This window comes from Candidatus Chlorobium masyuteum (assembly GCF_011601315.1).
Taxonomy (GTDB): Bacteria; Bacteroidota; Chlorobiia; order Chlorobiales; family Chlorobiaceae; genus Chlorobium; species Chlorobium masyuteum.
This window is the reverse complement of record NZ_JAAORA010000008.1, coordinates 32,049-52,279: the sequence shown is the minus strand read 5'-3', so window position 1 is coordinate 52,279 and position 20,231 is coordinate 32,049. Positions and strand designations below refer to the sequence as shown.

Annotated in this window: 20 protein-coding genes and 2 tRNA genes; 18 read left to right on the top strand and 4 right to left on the bottom strand. The window is 51.8% G+C overall.

The features are described 5' to 3' along the window. Positions 1-64: 64 nt before the first annotated feature. A complete protein-coding gene (locus G9409_RS10975) occupies positions 65-1,444 on the top strand; it encodes a TolC family protein (RefSeq protein WP_208019722.1) in 1,380 nt (459 codons plus the stop codon). Positions 1,445-1,525: 81 nt separating this feature from the next. On the opposite strand, the gene G9409_RS10970 is transcribed toward G9409_RS10975, so the two are convergent. The 4 genes from G9409_RS10970 to G9409_RS10955 all read right to left on the bottom strand — a co-directional run bounded on the left by G9409_RS10970 (position 1,526) and on the right by G9409_RS10955 (position 3,255). Further along, on the bottom strand, positions 1,526-2,473 hold the full coding sequence (locus G9409_RS10970; protein ID WP_166808798.1) for a class I SAM-dependent methyltransferase: 948 nt from the start codon (positions 2,471-2,473) through the stop codon (positions 1,526-1,528). 14 nt (positions 2,474-2,487) lie between these two features. Further along, entirely contained in the window at positions 2,488-3,003 is a 516-nt protein-coding gene (locus tag G9409_RS10965; protein ID WP_166808797.1) for an HIT family protein, read from the bottom strand. Between the two features lie 68 nt (positions 3,004-3,071). After that, a tRNA-Leu gene (locus G9409_RS10960) sits at positions 3,072-3,158 on the bottom strand. Positions 3,159-3,173: 15 nt separating this feature from the next. After that, a tRNA-Leu gene (locus G9409_RS10955) sits at positions 3,174-3,255 on the bottom strand. A 115-nt stretch (positions 3,256-3,370) separates the two neighbouring features. On the opposite strand from G9409_RS10955, the gene G9409_RS10950 reads away from it, so the two are divergent. The 17 genes from G9409_RS10950 to G9409_RS10870 all read left to right on the top strand — a co-directional run bounded on the left by G9409_RS10950 (position 3,371) and on the right by G9409_RS10870 (position 20,231). Continuing rightward, positions 3,371-3,964, top strand: coding sequence for a hypothetical protein (locus G9409_RS10950; protein WP_166808796.1), 594 nt, complete (start codon positions 3,371-3,373; stop codon positions 3,962-3,964). Then, positions 3,946-5,046: a ferrochelatase gene (locus G9409_RS10945; RefSeq protein ID WP_166808795.1), complete on the top strand. Its 1,101-nt coding sequence runs from the start codon at positions 3,946-3,948 to the stop codon at positions 5,044-5,046. The genes G9409_RS10950 and G9409_RS10945 overlap by 19 nt, the downstream gene beginning before the upstream one ends. Position 5,047: 1 nt before the next feature. After that, positions 5,048-5,632: a tetratricopeptide repeat protein gene (locus G9409_RS10940; RefSeq protein ID WP_235923323.1), complete on the top strand. Its 585-nt coding sequence runs from the start codon at positions 5,048-5,050 to the stop codon at positions 5,630-5,632. A 45-nt stretch (positions 5,633-5,677) separates the two neighbouring features. Further along, positions 5,678-5,890, top strand: a complete 213-nt coding sequence (locus G9409_RS10935; protein ID WP_235923318.1) for a hypothetical protein — start codon at positions 5,678-5,680, stop codon at positions 5,888-5,890. A 215-nt stretch (positions 5,891-6,105) separates the two neighbouring features. Further along, complete coding sequence (locus G9409_RS10930; protein ID WP_006366956.1) at positions 6,106-6,537, top strand: NADH-quinone oxidoreductase subunit A; 432 nt, start codon at positions 6,106-6,108, stop codon at positions 6,535-6,537. Between the two features lie 28 nt (positions 6,538-6,565). After that, positions 6,566-7,135 (top strand): NADH-quinone oxidoreductase subunit B, encoded by a 570-nt coding sequence (locus G9409_RS10925; protein ID WP_166808792.1) that lies wholly within the window; start codon positions 6,566-6,568, stop codon positions 7,133-7,135. Positions 7,136-7,158: 23 nt separating this feature from the next. Then, positions 7,159-7,677, top strand: a complete 519-nt coding sequence (locus G9409_RS10920) for an NADH-quinone oxidoreductase subunit C (protein ID WP_166808791.1) — start codon at positions 7,159-7,161, stop codon at positions 7,675-7,677. Positions 7,678-7,710: 33 nt separating this feature from the next. Further along, positions 7,711-8,913, top strand: coding sequence for an NADH-quinone oxidoreductase subunit D (locus G9409_RS10915; RefSeq protein ID WP_166808790.1), 1,203 nt, complete (start codon positions 7,711-7,713; stop codon positions 8,911-8,913). Continuing rightward, complete coding sequence (gene nuoH / locus G9409_RS10910) at positions 8,910-10,028, top strand: NADH-quinone oxidoreductase subunit NuoH (RefSeq protein ID WP_166808789.1); 1,119 nt, start codon at positions 8,910-8,912, stop codon at positions 10,026-10,028. Before G9409_RS10915 ends, nuoH begins: the two co-directional genes overlap by 4 nt. A 43-nt stretch (positions 10,029-10,071) precedes the next feature. Next, positions 10,072-10,695: a 4Fe-4S binding protein gene (locus G9409_RS10905; protein ID WP_166808788.1), complete on the top strand. Its 624-nt coding sequence runs from the start codon at positions 10,072-10,074 to the stop codon at positions 10,693-10,695. Positions 10,696-10,723: 28 nt separating this feature from the next. After that, on the top strand, positions 10,724-11,245 hold the full coding sequence (locus G9409_RS10900) for an NADH-quinone oxidoreductase subunit J family protein (RefSeq protein WP_166808787.1): 522 nt from the start codon (positions 10,724-10,726) through the stop codon (positions 11,243-11,245). A gap of 16 nt (positions 11,246-11,261) precedes the next feature. Continuing rightward, the gene (gene nuoK, locus G9409_RS10895) at positions 11,262-11,579 is read left to right on the top strand and encodes an NADH-quinone oxidoreductase subunit NuoK (RefSeq protein WP_006366949.1); all 318 of its coding nucleotides are present in this window, start codon (positions 11,262-11,264) and stop codon (positions 11,577-11,579) included. 52 nt (positions 11,580-11,631) lie between these two features. Further along, entirely contained in the window at positions 11,632-13,944 is a 2,313-nt protein-coding gene (gene nuoL / locus G9409_RS10890; protein ID WP_166808786.1) for an NADH-quinone oxidoreductase subunit L, read from the top strand. 41 nt (positions 13,945-13,985) lie between these two features. Next, entirely contained in the window at positions 13,986-15,626 is a 1,641-nt protein-coding gene (locus G9409_RS10885; RefSeq protein ID WP_076790633.1) for a complex I subunit 4 family protein, read from the top strand. 39 nt (positions 15,627-15,665) lie between these two features. Next, on the top strand, positions 15,666-17,201 hold the full coding sequence (locus tag G9409_RS10880; RefSeq protein WP_166808785.1) for an NADH-quinone oxidoreductase subunit N: 1,536 nt from the start codon (positions 15,666-15,668) through the stop codon (positions 17,199-17,201). Positions 17,202-17,410: 209 nt separating this feature from the next. Next, a complete protein-coding gene (locus tag G9409_RS10875) occupies positions 17,411-18,496 on the top strand; it encodes a hydrogenase small subunit (protein ID WP_166808784.1) in 1,086 nt (361 codons plus the stop codon). Between the two features lie 16 nt (positions 18,497-18,512). Next, positions 18,513-20,231: a nickel-dependent hydrogenase large subunit gene (locus tag G9409_RS10870; protein WP_166808783.1), complete on the top strand. Its 1,719-nt coding sequence runs from the start codon at positions 18,513-18,515 to the stop codon at positions 20,229-20,231.

Genomic DNA, 20,231 nt, shown 5'->3' with positions numbered 1-20,231 from the left:
ATATTGAATAACGTGCTGCCCGAATGGCAGCCCCAGGATTTCTTTCATCAAGACAGACCCTTTTATGAACAGGTTGAGACCGGCCATATTTTTTCTCTTTTCACTTTTTGTCCTCTCGGCATCGCCCGCTCTTTATGCCGCTCCGGCTCCGGAGAGTGCCCCTCTCTCGCTTGATGATGCGGTACGTATCGGCCTTGAAAAAAGCCGTGCACTTGAGCTGGCCCGCCTCGACCGGGATATGGCGCACCAGAAGATCCGCGAAACATGGTCAAGGGTACTGCCCCAGGTCTCCACGGACTTCATCTATACCCGGTCGGTGAAGCCCTCGATACTTTTTTTTCCGAATATTTTTAACGGCGGCAACGGCTCCTCCTTTACCGCGATCGAGATAAGTGCCGACAATTCGGCAAGTGCAACGCTCAATCTCCGACAGCCGATCTTCAACGGTTCAGCTTTTGCCGGTATACGGGCCGCCGGTACGGTGCGCAAAATGAGTGAAGAGGCCTATCGGAATACCGAAGCGGCTGTTATCACCGACATCAAGATGGCCTATTTCGATGCGCTCATCTCAAGGGACCAGTTAAAACTGATTGAGCAGAGTGTTGCGCGCTGGGAGGAGTCACGCAGGGATACCCGGGCGATGTTCCGCCAGGGTGTTGCCGCCGATATCGATACGCTCAAGGCATTTCTCTCGGTTGAAAACCTCCGCCCCGAGCTTCTTCAGGCTGAAAGCCGTGTCGGTATTACGATGACAAAGCTCAAGAATGCGATGGGTGTTACACCCGATACGGAACTCAGGCTGGCAGGCAAGCTTGAACTCTCTTCGGACTCCTATCCAACTGAAATTGTTGCGGCTTATGAGGAAGCGCTTCTCGGGCGCCCGGATCTGCGTCAGCTTGAGCTTCAGGTGCAGGCCCAGGGGGAAAAACTCTCCTCCGCCCGTGCTGAACGATTTCCCGTGCTCTCGGCGTTCGGAAAGCTTGAGTCACAGACCGCCTTCAATGATGGAGTAAAAACTTCACAGTCACGCTGGCCGGTCTCTTCAGCGGTAGGCCTTCAGCTCTCAATGCCGATTTTTACCGGTTTCAGGATAAGCTCCCAGGTGGAGCAGGCAAAGATTGAGCAGTTGCAGTCCAGAACACGCTATGAGGATCTCAAGGCCAATATCCGCGCGGAGATTGAGATCATGCTCTCCAGTTTCCGCGAGTCGCAGAAGAGAATCGAGGTGCAGTCAAAAACCATCACGGTTGCCGAGCGCAGCTACAGAATATCGCAGCTCCGGTTCCGGGAGGGAATAGGCTCACGTCTCGAACTGACCGACGCCGAATTGCAGCTCAACAAGGCTAAAACCAACTACCTGCAGGCAGTCTACGACTACCTCGTTACCAGCGTCCGCCTCGACAAAGCCCTCGGCCGCTCAAAAGCCCAGGTTACAAAAAGCTGAGACCACGCCCCCTGCTGTTGTCTATTCTCAGGAGGGGAGAGCTCTTCATTCTTTATTCGTCCCTGTTGATCCTGCTGTCCTTCATGTCTTTCTCTTTTTCCTCACAAAATAGACAATACTCGAAGCCTTCAGCGGTTGCAGCATTCCTGTGGCAACGGCAGCCGCGGCCTGCAGCAGTGCGGCTCCCATCTTCGGTAGCGTAAAGCGGTGCTTCTCTCTTGTACAGCGAAGCTTTTCGCTGTTGATCGAGTTGTAGAGCGAGTCGGGCAGGTATGGCTGGCAGGTGACAAGCTCCAGATGATGCTGTTCGAGCAGCTTTTCAACTGTTTTCGGCACGAAGTGGTAGAGATGGCGCGGCGCGTCCCAGGCGATCCAGTTCTCCTTGTAGTGGCGGGCATCATGGCTTTCCGGGTTCGGAAGCGCAAGCACAAGCATCCCGTCTTCCTGCAGCCGCTCTCCAGCAAACGCTACGGTTTCATGGAGATCGTGAATATGTTCCAGCGTATGCCAGAGCACAATACGGTCAAACAGCCGGTTTTTGAGCCGTATATCCTCAATTGATTGAGCGATATGCAATCCGAAGCTGTTCCTTGCGTATTCAGCGGCATTGCTCTCCGGTTCGACGCCATAAAGCTGCTCTTTCGGGATCCCCTTTATCCGGTGCAGATGCCTGAGCAGCTCTCCTGTGGAGCACCCTATTTCAAGAATCGAGAGTCCTTGCGGGGGAGCAGGCGCCCCTTTCAGCACAAAAGATGCCCTGTAACCCGTCAAGAGCTTTCTTGCGGCAAGATAGGCTCTTTGTGCGGGTGAGCTTCCTGTTCCGGCCTGCAAGTGTGGATCGTAGCTGCCGCGATGGTAGTGAACCGCCATTTCGGTGCTCTCCGGTCGGGGATTGAGCATGACAAGTCCGGAAGCTGTAGATCGAACCAGCTGCCAGAGAACTTTACCGGAAGGATCAAAGCGGTCGGGAACCTGCAGAAAAGGGGTAAATGCTGTCGTGCCGGAGAGGGGGCAGGGGGTCTGTTCCATCGGCCGGAAGGCTGCTATGCCTTTGGCTTTGTAAGCTCTGCGATAGCCTCTTTCAGCTTGCTGTAGGTGGAGCGGAGGTCATTGCTGAGCACTTTTGCATCAGCAAGCACCGGCATGAAATTGGTGTCACCCTCCCAGCGGGGTACGATATGGAAGTGAATGTGGGTGTCAACGCTTCCTCCTGCGACCCTGCCGAGATTCGCTCCGAAATTGAATCCCTGCGGTCTGAGCGTGAGTTTGAGCGCCTGGATACACAGGTCGGTCAACTCCATGACCTCAAGTTTTGTTTCGTGATCAAGGTCGGTGAAATCAGGAGTCTGGAGGTAGGGGATCACCATGAGGTGTCCGCAGTTGTATGGGTAGAGGTTCATGATGATGAAGCACTTTTTTGCCCGGTAGAGCACAAAACGCTTCTCATCCTCCTCGGGAGGAATATCAGCGAACACTGATTTTCCGTTCGCACCGGCAGGCTTGTCATCCTTGAATGACTGCATGTATACTTCACGCCACGGCGAATACATTCTATCCATGAAGAGAGTGTCCCGGTAAAATGCTTGAGGTCGCCGCTGTCAGCTAATGGCGACCCTTTTGTTGTTGTTGGTACCAAAGGTGGGACTCGAACCCACACGAGTTTGCACCCACTGGATTTTGAGTCCAGCGCGTCTACCAGTTCCGCCACTTTGGCATCTTCTCATGTTTGTGCGAGAGAAGGGACTCGAACCCTTACGCCTCACGGCACTAGTTCCTAAGACTAGCGTGTATACCAATTTCACCACTCTCGCAACGTGAGACTACGAATATACGTGGATTTTATTTTAATAAAAACTATCTTTCGACATACTTTTCAGGGTGTGCCGCAAGAAAATTATTTATTCCCGATTATTTCGTCATGTGCCCATGCAGTTTGATCTAAAACGTTTTGCAAACTTTATTTCATGGGTGATCAATCCGGTTGTGGTTGCTCCGGCAGTCTATACAACGATTGTGCTGCTGGGATACCGTGCCGACCCGCACAACATCTCCTACCTGATGGTGCTTTTTCTTTCGAGCACGATTGTTCCCATGCTTCTGATCTTCGGTCTTAAAAAAATAGGGAAGGTCTCCGATTACAATATCACCTTCCGCGAGCAGCGCTTTCTGCCGCTCCTGGTACTGGTGGCCATCAACGCCCTCGGTTACGAGTTTATGAAGCATCTTGATGCTCCGGCTCTGCTTTCAGGCATTCTTCTCTTCAATGCGGTCAATATGGTTTTTATTCTGCTGGTAACCCTTCAGTGGAAAATCAGTATTCACCTCTTCACCTTTACCTCCTCGGTTGCGCTGCTTTTTTTGCAGTTCGGCGCTGTCTCTTTATGGCTTCTCCTGCTTGTACCCCTTCTCATGTGGTCCAGAATCCATTTGAAAGCACATAATTTCATGCAGACCCTTATTGGCGGTATTGTCGGCTTTTCCGTGATCTTTACCGAGCTAAAATGGTGGACGGGGTTGTGAAGCGCAAGAGATATGCCGTTGTTGTTACAACATACGGAGAGGTTGACAAGCTGACGATCAGGAATCTTTGGCCCAGTTCGAGACGGATTCTTCTGGTCGTTACCCGCCAGATTGTCAAGGTGCCGGCTGCCCTGATCTATTTTATTGCTGATTACCGTTCGACCAAGCACTATATCAACTGGAAGCTCAATCGTTACCGTTCAAAGCTTATTGCCATCAACCGGGCTCAGGCTAAAACACTTGAGGCGGCTCTCGGCAGATGTGGCAGCGGATTTCTGGCAAAAGCTGATGTCAGGGTATTTGATGCCTACTACTTTGTTCCACCCTACCTTGACGATATGCTTGCCGTGATGCGAAAAGAGTACGACGGCATAGTTGTGGTACCGATGATTCCTGTTGAGTCCGCATTCTCCTGCGGTGTGGCCTGCCAGATGGTTATGGATGTCTGCGGTGAGGGGAGTTTTGCCCTGGTAAAGGTGATGAGCAAGCTCTGGAGTGATGACGCTCTGCACCGGATCTATATTGACTACCTCTTTTTACAGCTCTCCCAAAAGATCCGGAGCCTGAAAGGGGGCGGAAAGATCGGTCTTGTCCTTGTCATTCATGGTACTCTGGTCAGGGACCGGCATGGCAATCCCCCGAAGGTCTTTACCGGTCTTGAAGAGACCATCGCATTCTTCGAGGTGATGAAGCAGAAGATTATGGCGGATCCCCGGAATATTTTTACTGATGTTCGCCAGGGGTGCATTAACCACTCCAACGGAGGGGAGTGGACTGCCGAGACCATTGAAAAAGCATTGGAGGATTACCGGGAGGAGGGCTACGAAGGAGTGGTCATGTTTCCCTACGGTTTTTTTGCCGACAACAGCGAAACCGAGTACGATGCAAAAAAACGCCTCGACAAGGCCGGTTTTCCGGTTGCCCAGTATGTTCGTTGCATAAACGACGATCCCGATTTTGGCCGCTGGCTCGGCGAAAAGGTCCTCGCAGAGCTGCAATGGCTGGACAATCTGCAAGATGCGATGGAAACACCTGCCGGGCGTATTGAGCCGAAACCGAAAAAATTCAGCTACATTGAATAATATGGATGGCAAAGAACAGAGAGAGCGGGAAACGGACTCCCTTGATACGCGCACGCTCTATGAGCAGGCACTCGACTGCATGCACGAGCAGCGCAACAGTGATGCGCTTCTCCTGCTCAACCGGGTTCTTGAGCTGAACCGGCGTGATGCACAAGCACTCTACGCCAGGGCGGTGACCAATCTCTCCATGAGCAATTTCCGGAAAGCGGGTTGTGATCTGCTGAAAACCATTGCCGTTGACCCCGGCTTTCTTGAGGCATACAAGCACCTTGGTTTTGTGCAGTTAACGCTCGGCAAGGAGGAGGAAGCCCTGAAGACCCTGCAGAAAGCCCTCGATATTGATCCCGGATATGCAGGAGTCTATGGCGTAATAGGCGATACCTGGCTTGATCTCGGGGAGTATGAGAAGGCAAAAGAGGCCTTTGAGTCGGCCCTCCGGCTTGAGCCTGAGAGTGTTGAATCACACTACAAGATTGCCATGTACTATCTGTCGAGAGGTGATATGGCCGGGCTGAAAAAGGAGTATGAAATTCTGAAAACACTTGACGCCGAAATGGCGGAACAGATAGGAAGCCTCTATTTTTAATCAAATATGAAATTTTTCCCTGATAAAGAGACGCGCAAGCGGTTTATGAAACCCACCCTCACGGCGGTTGTCGGTGTGGCGTGGCTTCCGATCATCTGGCTGCTGATTACCGCGACATTCGGCACGGCACTGAGTGCTTTTACCGGATCATGGATTGCAGCCCACTCCATTATTCTGTTCATCGCCATCCTTGTTACTCTTGTTTTATTAAGGCTTTTTATTCGTTTGGGCGATAAAATCAAGAGCGGCAGTCAGTAACAGACTAAAAGAGTTTTGTGAATAGTGAAATAATGTTAGTTTTACCCTTCACAATTGTGATTTTCGCACAGAGACCGGCATTGGATGAGAACGCCGGTTTTTTTTTCTGTGTCGGAAAGAAATTTTTTTTATATTTGCGCTCCTGGTTGAACGTTATCGCTACAGGATCTCCAATTGTTTCCAGACAGCCCGGGATTAAAATCAAATAGTTCTCCATGGACCAGACGCTGAGTAATTTTGGCAATGTCTTTGTTTTCCTTGCCCTTGGAATTGTTTTTGTAGCCGGTGGTTTTCTTACCGCCCGTATGCTGCGCCCCCAGAGACCCAATCCGGCCAAGAACTCAACCTACGAGTGCGGCGAAGAGGCTGTCGGCAGTGCCTGGGTCAAGTTCAACATCCGCTTTTATGTCGTCGCCCTTATCTTTATCATTTTTGACGTTGAGGTTGTTTTTCTTTTCCCCTGGGCTACGGTTTTCAAGCAACTTGGAGAGTTCGCTCTTGTTGAGGCGCTTCTGTTTGCCGGCATTCTTGTGCTCGGCCTTGTTTATGCATGGGTAAAAGGTGATCTCGACTGGGTCAGGCCAACTCCGAACATTCCGAAGATGCCTGAAATGCCGGTACGAAAAACCTCCACACTCGGGAATTAACTACTATTCACCATATTTACTTTAGGTTATGGGTTTACTTGATGCCGGAATAACAAAGCATAACGTGCTGGTGACATCGGTTGACAACGTCCTGAACTGGGCTCGTCTGTCATCAATCTGGCCGATGGGTTTCGGTCTTGCCTGTTGTGCTATCGAGATGATGGCTACCAACGCATCCAACTATGACCTCGAGCGTTTCGGTATTTTCCCCCGTTCCTCCCCCCGTCAGTCCGACCTTATGATTGTTGCCGGTACCGTTACCATGAAGATGGCCGAACGGGTTGTGCGTCTCTACGAGCAGATGCCTGAACCCCGTTATGTGCTCTCCATGGGGAGCTGTTCCAACTGCGGCGGACCCTACTGGGAGCATGGATACCATGTGCTCAAGGGTGTGGACCGGGTTATTCCTGTTGATGTCTATGTACCGGGTTGCCCTCCGCGGCCTGAAGCGCTTATCGGCGGTCTCATGAAGATTCAGGAGCTTATCCGCATGGAGCAGATCGGGCTCTCAAGAGCTGATGCTCTGAAAAAACTGGCAGAGAAGAGTGTTGATCCCCAGGCTCTTATTGCTGAGGAGCGCAAGGCAGTCGGAGCATAACTAAAAACAAGGCTTGAAGTCAGATGGCAGAAGGAACAGTTATTTCGCAGTCGGTTGAAGAGAGTGCTGCAGCATACGCGATTATTCGGGAGCAGTTCGGCAGTGCCGTATCAGAGTTTGACGGTAACGCGACCATGCCGTTTTTTGAAGTGCTTGATGCTTCGCTCTGGCAGGATATTGCGCTCTTCATGCGTGATCATGCAAAGCTGAAATTCAATTACATGGCCTGCCTCTCGGGTGTTGATTATTTTCCTGAAGAGAAGCTCGGCATTGTCTGCAACCTTGAGTCGCTTGGCGTTTTCGGTCACCGGCTTGCCGTAAAGGTCAGCTGCCCGCGCAGCGGGGGAGCTATCCCGACCGTTTCGTGCGTATGGCACACAGCAAACTGGCATGAACGGGAGGCTTATGACATGTTCGGTATCAACTTTACCGGCCATCCCGATTTCAGAAGGATTCTCTGCCCGGATGACTGGGAAGGGTTCCCGCTTCGCAAGGATTACAAGGTACAGGAGAGCTACCACGGAATAAAGGTACCCTACTAAAAAAAGATTATAACAGTAAAAAGCAGCTCACGTATGCAGGAATTAGATATAGCTGGACTGGGTTCGGTCAGGGTTACCCGAAAAGAGGACAATGTCGTTGTCATTGAAAAGGACCTTGCAACCGACCAGATGGTTCTGGCCATGGGCCCCCAGCATCCGTCAACCCACGGTGTTCTCAAGCTGGAGTGTCTTACCGATGGTGAGGTGATCACCGAAGCAGAGCCCTATCTCGGCTATCTGCACCGCTGTTTTGAGAAGTATTGCGAGAATGTTGACTATCCGGCGATTGTTCCCTACACCGACAGGATGGACTACCTCTCCGGCATGAACAGCGAGTTCGCCTATGCCATCACGGTCGAGAAGCTGCTCGATATCGAAATCCCGAGGCGTGTCGAGTTTATCCGCGTTATTGTGGCCGAGCTGAACCGCATAGCATCACACCTTGTGGCTATCGGTACCTACGGCATCGATCTCGGTGCCTTCACCCCGTTTCTCTTCTGTTTCCGTGACCGTGAACATATCCTCTCCCTGCTTGAATGGGCATCCGGCGCACGAATGCTCTATAACTATATATGGATCGGCGGCCTCTCGCAGGATATCCCGGCCGATTTCACCAAGCGGGTCAAGGAGTTTGTTGATTACTTCCGTCCGCAGGCCAAAGAGCTTTACCGCCTGCTCACGGAAAACGAAATCTTTATCAAGCGTACCATCGGTATCGGCATCATGCCTGCCGACGTAGCCATCAACTACGGCTGGAGCGGTCCGATGCTCCGCGGCTCCGGCGTCAAGTGGGATCTGAGAAGAAACGACCCCTACTCGGTCTATCCCGAGCTTGATTTCAAGGTCTGTGTGCCTGACGGACGCCACTCGGAGATCGGTGACTGTCTTTCACGTCACCTTGTCCGTGCCCTTGAAATTGAGGAGAGCCTGAACATTATTGAGCAGTGTATCTCCAAAATGCCATCCGCTGAAGGGTTTGATCCGAAAGCGGCGGTACCGAAACGCATTCGTCCAAAAGCCGGAGAGGTTTACGGCAGGGCGGAGAACCCTCGCGGCGAGCTTGGATTTTACATCCAGAGCGATGGGAAATCAACCAAACCGCTCCGCTGCAAAGCCCGTTCATCCTGCTTTGTCAATCTTTCAGCCATGAAGGATCTTTCCAAAGGTCAGTTGATACCTGATCTTGTTGCCATTATCGGCAGCATCGATATCGTGCTCGGGGAGGTTGACAGATGAGTGTAACCGCTTTATCGCAATTTAGCATGCCTTTTCTTATGGGTAACAGTCTTAATGCCTGGTCGGAAGCGCTTACCGGTTTTGCTCCGATGGGTCTGCCTCTCGGTATGGTTATTCTTGCAGCCATCCCGCTTGTTTTTATTGCTGTCTATGCACTAACCTACGGTGTATACGGCGAACGGAAAATCTCTGCCTTCATGCAGGATCGTCTCGGTCCTATGGAGGTTGGAAAGTGGGGCATCCTGCAGACCCTTGCCGATATCCTGAAGCTTCTGCAGAAAGAGGACATTGTTCCCTCTTCAGCCGACAAGTTTCTCTTTGTTATTGGACCCGGCATCCTCTTTGTCGGTTCCTTCCTTGCCTATGCCGTGCTCCCGTTCAGCCCCGCCTTTATCGGTGCAAGCCTGAATGTCGGTCTCTTTTTTGCCATCGGCATTGTCTCCATCGAGGTGGTCGGTATTCTTGCTGCCGGATGGGGTTCGAATAACAAGTGGTCGCTTTACGGTGCAGTCCGCAGTGTTGCCCAGATCGTCAGTTATGAGATTCCGGCGGCTATCGCCCTGCTCTGCGGCGCCATGATGGCCGGTACGCTTGATATGCAGCAGATCAATCTTATGCAATCCGGTTCATGGGGATTTGCCAACTTTTTCCTCTTTCAGTCGCCGATTGCCTGGCTTCCGTTCCTGATCTACTTTATCGCCTCGCTTGCAGAGGTCAACCGCGCCCCGTTTGATATTCCCGAAGCGGAATCCGAGCTGGTGGCCGGTTACTTTACCGAATACTCCGGCATGAAGTTCGCCGTCATCTTTCTTGCAGAGTACGGCAGCATGTTTATGGTTTCAGCCATCATCTCCATCGTCTTTCTCGGAGGATGGAACTCACCGCTTCCCAATATCGGATCCTTTGCTCTGAATGATATGACCAACGGCCCGGTCTGGGGTGTCTTCTGGATGGTCATGAAAGGGTTCTTCTTTATTTTTGTGCAGATGTGGCTGCGCTGGACGCTTCCCCGCCTGAGGGTTGACCAGCTTATGTACCTCTGCTGGAAAGTTCTGACCCCGTTTGCCTTTGTCAGCTTTGTGCTGACGGCGATCTGGGAAATCTATGTACCGTAAGCGTGTTCAACAGTCAATGCAGGAAAGAAATGTCCATTAGATTATGAGTGAGTATTTCAGCAATATAAAAACCGGAGCAGTCACGATTGCCACCGGATTGGGAATCACCCTCAAGCATTTTTTCAATGCTACAAAGCGCAAGGGTGATGCCGGTGTTGACGATGTTGACTATTTTCGTCAGGTTGACGGACTCTGTACCCTGCAGTATCCAAGAGAGGTCATTCCTACCCCTTTGAACGGGCGGTACCGCCTCTACAACAATATTGAGGACTGCATCGGTTGCGGCCAGTGCGAAAGAGCCTGCCCGATAAGCTGTATTACCATCGAGACCATCAAGGTGGCGCCCGATGACCTTGCGGTTTGCGGAAAGACCTCTGACGGACAGCAGAAAAAGTTCTGGGTTCCCGTATTTGATATTGATACAGCCAAATGCATGACCTGCGGCCTCTGTACCAATGTATGTCCGACCGACTGCCTGGTGCACACACCGGTCAGCGACTTTTCACAGTTTGACCGCCAGAACCTGCTCTACCATTTCGGTAATCTGACGAATCAGGAGGCTGAGGCCAAGAAACGCAAGAATGCTGAACTTCAGGCAAAGGCACTGGCAGAGAAAGAGAAGAAGGCAGCTGAGGCAGCACAGCAGGAAAAGAGTGGCGGAGAATAAGAGGAAACAATTAATGCGCTGAATAACTATGAGTAACCTGACACCCTATACGGTCATATTCTATATTTTTGCCGCCATCACGGTGCTTTCCGCCGCGTTTGTCGTCTTTACCCGCAATGTGATCTACTCCGCATTTGCCCTGCTCTTCACTTTTTTCGGCGCTGCGGCTCTCTATGTATTTCTGAGTGCCGACTTCATCGCTGTAACGCAGGTTGTGGTCTATGTCGGCGGAATTCTTGTGCTTCTGCTCTTTGGTGTGATGTTTACCAACAGTATCATGAATGCCAAACCGAAAAGCGATGTGCTGCATATCATACCGGGCACGCTGCTGCTTCTCTGCATGATCGGAGCCCTGCTCTATACCTTCTATACCACGCACAGCTGGATGCCTTCGGAGACCATGCTCCAGGGCAGTATTGTTGAGCGGATCGGTTTTGAAACCATGTCGCGCTACGTTCTTCCTTTTGAAATGGCCTCGATTCTCCTGCTTGCAGCCCTTATCGGTGCAGCTTTTCTTGCCCGTTTCGACAAGCCGGCCAATCACGAATAACAAGTTTACTACAACAATGGAACAACTCGCAACCATAGGGCTCAACCACTACCTGACCATTTCGGCCATTCTGCTCTGTCTGGGGCTCTTTGCCGTCATGACCCGTAAAAACGCCATCGTTATCCTGATGGGTGTCGAGCTTATCCTGAATGCCGCCAACATCAACTTTCTGGCATTCTCGAAGTACAACGGCAGCATGCAGGGTGTCATGTTCAGTCTTTTTGTCATTGTTCTTGCTGCAGCCGAAGCGGCCATTGCTCTTGCAATCGTTATCAATATTTTCAAGATTTTCAAGAGTGTCGATGTCTCTTCCATAGATTCATTGAAAGAGTAAAAAGGGTAAAAGCACAATCAGTTTTAATTTTTTCTTGTAAAAACAAAAGAACATGCACAGTTTAATTCAGTTATCAATAGTCGTACTGCTACTGCCGCTGCTCTCGTTTGTCACGCTTATCTTTTTCAACCGCCGCCTTCCAAGACGGGGTGATTTTATAGGTGTCGGCATACTTGGAACAGCATTCGCACTATCAGCCTATATTTTCTGGACGGTTATTGTGCAGAGCTACGATCCCGCTTTCCGGGTTGCATGGGACTTTACCTGGATTGATCTGGGCAATGTACCCGGCGTCGGCCCGCTTCAGGTTAAAATGGGCATTGTCATTGATAACCTGACGGCCATCATGCTGGCGATGGTGACCCTGATCAGCCTTCTGGTGCATCTCTACTCTACCGGATATATGGCCGGAGACAAGAACTACGGACGCTATTTTGCCTATCTCGGTATTTTCACCTTCTCGATGCTCGGTATTGTTCTCTCGGACAACCTCTTCTCTATCTATATTTTCTGGGAGCTTGTCGGACTCTCCTCATACCTGTTGATTGGCTTCTTCTTTGAAAAGGACAGTGCCGCCGATGCACAGAAAAAAGCATTTCTTGCCAACCGTGTCGGTGATATCGGCATGTGGCTCGGTATTCTGATTCTCTATTCACAGTTCCACACCTTCAGTTTCTCCGAGGTCTATGCCAACCTTGCAGCAGGGAAGTTCGCCCTCTCAAACGCATGGCTGACCGCCGCCGGGATTCTGCTCTTTATGGGCTGCGTCGGCAAATCGGCACAGTTCCCGCTCCACATCTGGCTGCCTGACGCCATGGAGGGCCCGACACCGGTTTCCGCCCTGATCCATGCAGCGACTATGGTTGCAGCAGGTGTATACTTTGTTGCCCGTATCTTTGTGATGCTGACACCCGATGCACTCCATGTGATTGCCTTTATCGGTGCATTTACCGCATTCATGGCAGCGACCATAGCCATTACCCAGAACGATATCAAACGGGTTCTGGCCTACTCGACCGTTTCGCAGCTTGGCTACATGGTTCTCGGCCTCGGTGTCGGAGCCTACTCGGCAGCGCTCTTTCACCTGGTTACGCACGCGTTTTTCAAAGCCTGTCTCTTTCTCGGTTCCGGTGCCATTATCCACGCCATGCACCATGAGCAGGATATGCGCTGGATGGGCGGACTTCGCAAGCATATGCCCTGGACATTCGCAACCTTCACCCTTGCCACGCTTGCTCTGGCCGGTCTTCCGCTGACCAGCGGCTTTTTAAGCAAGGATGCCATTCTTGCCGGAGCGATAGGATTTGCCAACGTTGAGGGAGGCGGTATCTACTATCTTATTCCCGTACTCGGATTCTTCTCCGCCATGCTGACCGCCTTCTACATGGGACGGCAGATCTGGCTTGTCTTCTTCGGTGAAAGCCGTACGCACCTTAAACCGGCAGATCCTCACCACGGCGATCACCACGCCCACGACAGTCACGCGGCTCATGGTGATGATCATCATGCCGAACACGGAGTGCATGAGGTTTCATGGAACATGAGAGCCCCGCTCGTTATTCTTGCAGCACTTTCGGTCTTCTTTGTCTACTCGCCCGATCCGCTTGACGGTGCAAAAGGGTGGTTCATGAAGATGATACCTACTCCGGCCACAGTGGTCGGGGCCGCCAATCCGCAGATCGGTTCACTCCCAGCCGGTTCGGTTCTGCCTCAGCTTGCAGCAGTCGGTGCTCTTCCGGAAACGCACACGACGGAAGGAGCCGTTGCACCTGCTGAACATGGTGCAGCTCCTGCCTCAGCTTCACACGGCGCAGCCGCCGCTGGCGGACACGGCGAAGCAAAGGGAGGGCACGCCTACTCCGATCCGCGTCAGGCAGAAATTGTTCACGCAGGTCATGCAGCGCACTACACGGCCATCTATATTTCGAGCGTCATGGTTGTGCTCGGTATCGGTCTTGCCTTTGTTGTCTACGTTTTCGGTATTATCGATCCGGCAAAGACCGCAGTTGCCATCCGGCCGCTCTATCTCTTTTCGCTCAACAAGTGGTACTGGGACGAGATCTACCAGGCCACCTTCATCAAGGGCTCGGTTGTTCTTTCGAAAATCCTCTCCTGGTTCGACACCAATGTGGTTGACGGCATGGTCAACGGCGTTGCCACCCTGGTCAGGAAGTTCGCATTCGCCAACGCCGGATTTGACAAATATGTGGTTGACGGCCTCGTAAACTTTACCGCTTTCTCTGTCAACACCACCGGTGCGGTTCTGAGAAAACTCCAGACCGGAAAGGTTCAGACCTATGTGGTCATGCTCCTTGTTGCAGTCTTTGGTTACTTTATCTATTACTTTACACGACTGATCTACTAAGAGGGATCTATTTTTAATCTGAAAACTTACAGAAACGGAACATGCTGAGTTTAATTGTATTTCTGCCTATCATCGCCGGTCTGATCATTCTTGCCGTGCCTTCCTCGCAAAAGCAGATAATCAGAATTGTTTCACTGCTTGCGGCTATCGGCCAGGGCGTGCTGGCGTTTCTGATCTGGAGAGGATATGACCCCTCGATTCCGGGAATCACGGCTGGACCGGGCGGCAGCGCCTTCGGATCCTTCCAGTTTGTGGAGAAGCTCTCCTGGATCAATATCAACCTCGGCGCCCTGGGCTCGCTGAACATCGACTACTTCCTCGGTGTTGACGGCATCTCGGTGACCATGGTTATTCTGACCGCACTGGTCTCCGCCATCGGCGTGCTCTCAAGCTGGACCATCCAGAAGCAGGTGAAGGGGTACTTTATCCTCTACAACCTTCTGGCCACGGCCATGATGGGCTGTTTTGTCGCACTTGATTTCTTCCTCTTCTATGTCTTCTGGGAGCTGATGCTTCTTCCGATGTACTTCCTGATCGGCATCTGGGGCGGACCGAACCGTGAATATGCGGCCATCAAGTTCTTCCTCTACACCCTGTTTGGTTCCGTCTTCATGCTGCTTGTCATGATCGGACTCTACTTCAGTGTTACCGATCCGGTTACCGGCAACCACACCTTCTCTCTTGTTGCCATGGCTACCCAGTCGAACTTCAATGTTGCGGGCGCCATATTCGCTCCTGAAAACCACGGATGGCGTCTGATTGCCTTTATCGTGCTCTTCATCGGCTTTGCCATCAAGGTTCCTATGTTCCCGTTCCATACCTGGCTTCCTGATGCTCACGTTGAAGCACCGACCCCTATTTCGGTTATTCTTGCCGGTGTGCTGCTGAAGCTTGGAACCTACGGCATGATGCGTATCAACTTCCCGCTCTTCCCTGAAGTGTTCCAGGCATCCATGTATGTGATCGGCATTTTCGGTGCCATCAATATTATCTATGGTGCATTCTGTGCCCTTGCCCAGCAGGATCTTAAAAAGATGGTTGCCTACTCCTCCATCAGTCACATGGGCTACGTGCTCCTCGGTCTTGCCGCAGGCAACAGCGAGGGAATGCTCGGTGCACTCTACCAGATGTTCAACCACGGCACCATCACCGCCATGCTCTTCCTTCTGGTCGGTGTGATCTATGACCGTGCGCATACCCGTCAGATTGACAAGTTCGGAGGTCTTTCCTCCTACATGCCGCGCTATGCCGCAGTTGTGACCATTGCCTGGTTCGCCTCACTCGGTTTGCCCGGCCTGAGCGGCTTCATCTCCGAGGCATTTGTTTTTGTCGGTGCATTCAGTTCGGTAACTACCCGTCCGATTGCCATTGTCTCTGTGCTCGGTATCGTCTTCGGTGCAGCCTATCTCCTCTGGTCGCTGCAGAGAATGTTCCTCGGCAAGAGAAAACCGGATGCAGCCTACGATCTTGAGGTTGATGCAGAGGGTCATGAGCACATCCACTTCCACGACTGGAAAGGAAAGCTCGATCTTGATGCACGCGAGCTGGTTATGCTTGTTCCCCTTGCCGTGATCACCATTGCACTCGGTATCTATCCGATGCCTGTGATCGGCATGCTGACATCAAGCATCAACAAGCTTGTGCAGGTGCTCTCTCCAGTTGTGCTGACATCTTTGAATTAACCGCTTTTGCACGAGGTAAAAGAATAAACGTAGAGAATTATGTTCGAGCTGCCATCAGGTGCTGAAATCCAGAGTATCATAGCTGTTCTCAAGGCAAATACAGGGTTTTTTATACCTGAAATCTATCTGTCCGTGCTCTTTATGGCCGTGATCCTTGTCGATCTGGTCACGAAAGGGAGGAAAAACAATGTGCTCTCCATTACAACCCTTCTGGGGCTTCTTGGCAGCATCTACTTTATCTTCCAGCAGCATGCTCTGCCATCCGGAGAGATCTTCTTCGGGATGTATGTCATTGACCGCTACGCACTCTTTTTCAAATACTTCTTTGTTGTCTCCGGTATCATAGCCGTTATCATTACGATGGCCGATGAGCAGTTCAACCGTGAGGTCAAGAGCATGGGTGAGTATTATGCCCTGATCATCTCGATGGTGATCGGCATGATCATGATGGCCTCTTCGGGCGATCTTTTGATGATCTTCCTCTCCATGGAGCTGGTCAGTTTTTCAGCCTATATCCTGACCGGCTATTTCAAGCGCAACCGCCGCTCATCGGAAGCTGCCCTGAAATATCTGGTTTACGGTGCGGTCTCCTCCGGCCTGATGATCTACGGTTTTTCACTTATTTACGGTCTTACCGCCCAGACCAATCTTATAAAGATCAGTGCCGCCCTTGCCGCACATGGGTACGATCCGCTGATCATGATTCTTGCCACGCTGCTGATTCTTGCCGGATTCGGCTACAAGATCGGCGCTGTGCCTTTCCATTTTTGGAGTCCTGATGTCTATGAAGGTGCTCCTACACCGATTACCGCCTATCTCTCGGTTGCTTCAAAGGCGGCCGGTTTCGCGCTGCTGATGCGATTCTTCTACATTGCCGTCCCCCGTGCCGCTCTTCCGGCGGAAGATGTTATGGGTATTGACTGGCACGCCCTGCTTATTGTGCTCTCCATTGCCTCGATGGTCTATGGTAACGTGGTGGCACTCTGGCAGAAGAACGTCAAGAGGCTGCTTGCCTACTCTTCGATCGCCCATGCAGGCTACCTTCTGCTCGGCGTGCTGCTTCGTGATGCGCTCGGTACACAGGCAACGCTCTTCTATCTGACCTCCTACTTCCTGATGAATTTCGGTGCCTTCTATGTGGTCACCCTTATTGCCAACAAAACCGGCAGCGAGAATCTTGAGGATTACCGCGGGCTCGGCAGACGGATGCCGATTGCCGGTGCAGCTCTCACCGTATTTTTGATCTCCCTTGTCGGTCTGCCTCCGACCATCGGATTCATCGGAAAGCTGATGATCTTCTCGGCACTGCTTGCCAAGGGTTCACTCTATATCTGGCTTGCGCTCATCGGTGTGCTGACCAGCGTTATTTCGCTCTATTACTACATGCTGATACCCCTCAACATGTATCTTCGTGACTCCGAACAGCCGGAAGAGAAGAGTTTCAACCCGGGACTTATCGCAAACATACTGATGTCCTTCCTGATGATCCTGACACTCTGGTTCGGACTCTTTTTCACTCCGCTCTCGGATTTTGCCAGATACTCTTCAGCCATGTTCGGTTTAACCCTGCAGTAAGATGGTTACCCTGCATTGAATTCACGTAACCCCGTTTTTCTCCAAGGAAAACGGGGTTTTTTTATGGTAAATCGGCGGGTGAATGTTAATTTAAAAAATGTGCTTTTGATCCTCCGCAATGGAGGCCCGTTTCAACTGTTCTTGCTCTTAAATGGTATTACAATATGACTTTCCGATAAATCGCTTTTTTACTTAATACGGAGGTAAACATGCAAAGCAACCAGACCTTTGCCGAGATATTCCAGGCCAGGGGAGTGAGTCGCAGGGACTTTCTGAAATTTTGTACCATGACTTCGGTCTATTTGGGCCTCTCACCATCAATGGTACCGAGCGTTGTCGAGGCCATGGAGAAAAAGCCGAGAACTCCGGTTATCTGGCTTCACGGACTTGAATGTACCTGCTGTACCGAATCCTTTATCCGCTCCTCCCACCCCACAATCGAAGACCTGCTCTTCAACATGATCTCCCTTGACTACGATGATGCGCTCAGCGCAGCCGCAGGCACGCAGCTGGAGGATGTACGCCGCAAGATCATGAAGGATTACAAGGGCAAGTACATTCTGGCTGTTGAAGGCAATGCCTCCACAAAGGATGACGGTGTCTACTGCATGGTCGGAGGCGACTCCTTCCTCAATACCCTGAAAGAGACTGCCGCTGATGCCGCCGCAATTATTGCCTGGGGCAACTGCGCCTCATTCGGATGCGTGCAGAACGCCCACCCGAATCCGACAGGCGCTGCTCCGGTTTCAGAGATTGTCAAGGACAAGCCGATTGTCAAGGTTTCCGGATGTCCTCCGATTTCGGAGGTGATGACCGGTGTTATCACCCATTTCCATACCTTCGGAACCCTGCCTGAACTTGACCGGCTTGGACGTCCAAAAGCATTCTACAACACCCGCATTCACGACAAGTGCTACCGTCGTGCATTTTTTGATGCCGGAATGTTTGTCAGAAGCTTTGACGATGACTCCACCCGAAAGGGGTGGTGTCTCTACAAAATGGGATGCAAGGGACCGACAACCTACAACTCCTGCTCCAAGATTCAGTGGAACGGAGGTACAAGCTTCCCGATCGGCTCCGGCCACCCCTGTATCGGTTGCTCCGAGCCCAATTTCTGGGACAAGGGACCATTCTACACCCGGAAGGCTGAAGTTTCGTTCCTCGGAAGCGACAGCAACGCTGACAAGATCGGTATTGTTGCAGTCGGTGCAGCCGCCGCAGGCGCAGCCGCTCATGCTGCCGTAACCGCAGTCAAAAAGGCAAAAGCAGACAGCTCAGAAAAAGACAAAGCTTAATCAGGAGTAGAGAATAATGGCAAAAAAAATAGTTGTTGACCCGATTCCCCGTATTGAGGGACATCTCAGAATAGAGGCAAAGCTGAACGAGAGTAATGTTATTGAAGATGCCTACAGCAGCGGCACGATGTGGCGCGGTATCGAGGTAATTCTGAAGGGACGCGACCCGAGGGATGCCTGGGCATTTACCGAGCGTATCTGCGGTGTCTGTACCACCGTTCATGCTCTCGCTTCGGTTCGTTGCGTCGAGGATGCGCTTGGCATCGATATTCCTGCCAATGCCCGCATCATCCGCAACCTGATGAATGCAACCCAGGTGACGCAGGATCATCTGGTACACTTCTACCATCTTCACGCCCTTGACTGGGTAGATGTGGTAAGCGCGCTGAAAGCCGATCCCAAACAGGCCTCCGTTATTGCCCAGAGCATCTCGGCCTGGCCGAAATCCTCACCCGGCTACTTCAAGGATCTCCAGCAGCGCCTTATCGGTTTTGTGGACAGCGGCCAGCTCGGTATTTTTGCCAACGGCTACTGGGGTCACCCCGGCTACAAGCTTCCGCCGGAAGTTAACCTTATTGCAGTTGCGCACTACCTTGAGGCGCTTGATTTCCAGAAGGAGATTATCAAAATTCACACCATTTTCGGCGGCAAGAACCCCCATCCGAACTATCTTGTTGGCGGTATGGCCTGCGCTATTGATCCGAACAGCGATACGGCTATCAACATCGAGCGCCTTTCGATGATCAAGAAGATTATCGACGACACCCAGACCTTCATTGACCAGGTCTACATTCCCGACCTGATTGCCATTGCCGGATACTACAAAGGGTGGCTGCACGGCGGCGGACTCGGCAACTATCTCAGCTACGGCGATTTCCCCGAGACCACGCTTGCCGACTTCAAGACCCTGCTCTGGCCGAGAGGAGCCATTCTTAATAAGGATCTCACCACCATCCATGATGTCGATCCGAGAGATGCCGCACAGGTAACCGAAGAGGTGAGCCATAGCTGGTATACTTACAAGGGTGGTGACGGCAAGGGGCTTCACCCGTGGAAGGGCGAGACCACGCCCAACTATACCGGCCCGAAACCTCCGTTCCAGTATCTCGATACCGACAAGAAGTACAGCTGGCTGAAAACGCCACGCTGGAAGAACAACCCCATGGAGGTCGGCCCGCTGGCCCGTGTGCTCATTGCATACGCCAAGGGTGACCCGATGATCAAGGATACAGTCGGTCTTGTGCTCTCCAAGCTTGAAGTCGGCCCTGAGGCACTCTTCTCGACCCTCGGTCGCACCGCAGCCAGAGGCATTGAGTGCAAGCAGACCGCAGGCTTCATGCGCCACTACTACGATCAGCTTGTTGCCAATATCAAAACCGGCGACTACCGCACCTTCAACAGCGAACGGTGGGAGCCTGAGAGCTGGCCGAAAGAGTGCAAGGGATTCGGCTACACCGAAGCTCCACGCGGTTCACTTGGTCACTGGATACATATTGAGAATCAGAAGATCAAGGAGTACCAGATTGTTGTGCCTTCGACCTGGAACGCTTCGCCTCGTGATGCAAACGGCAATATCGGCGCCTATGAGTCGGCACTGAAGGGTACGCCTGTCGCAAATCCCGATCAGCCGCTTGAGATCCTCAGAACCGTCCACTCATTCGATCCGTGTCTGGCCTGTGCCTCACACTTGTTCGACATGAACGGCAATGAGATAACCTCGGTTAAAATCGTCTAA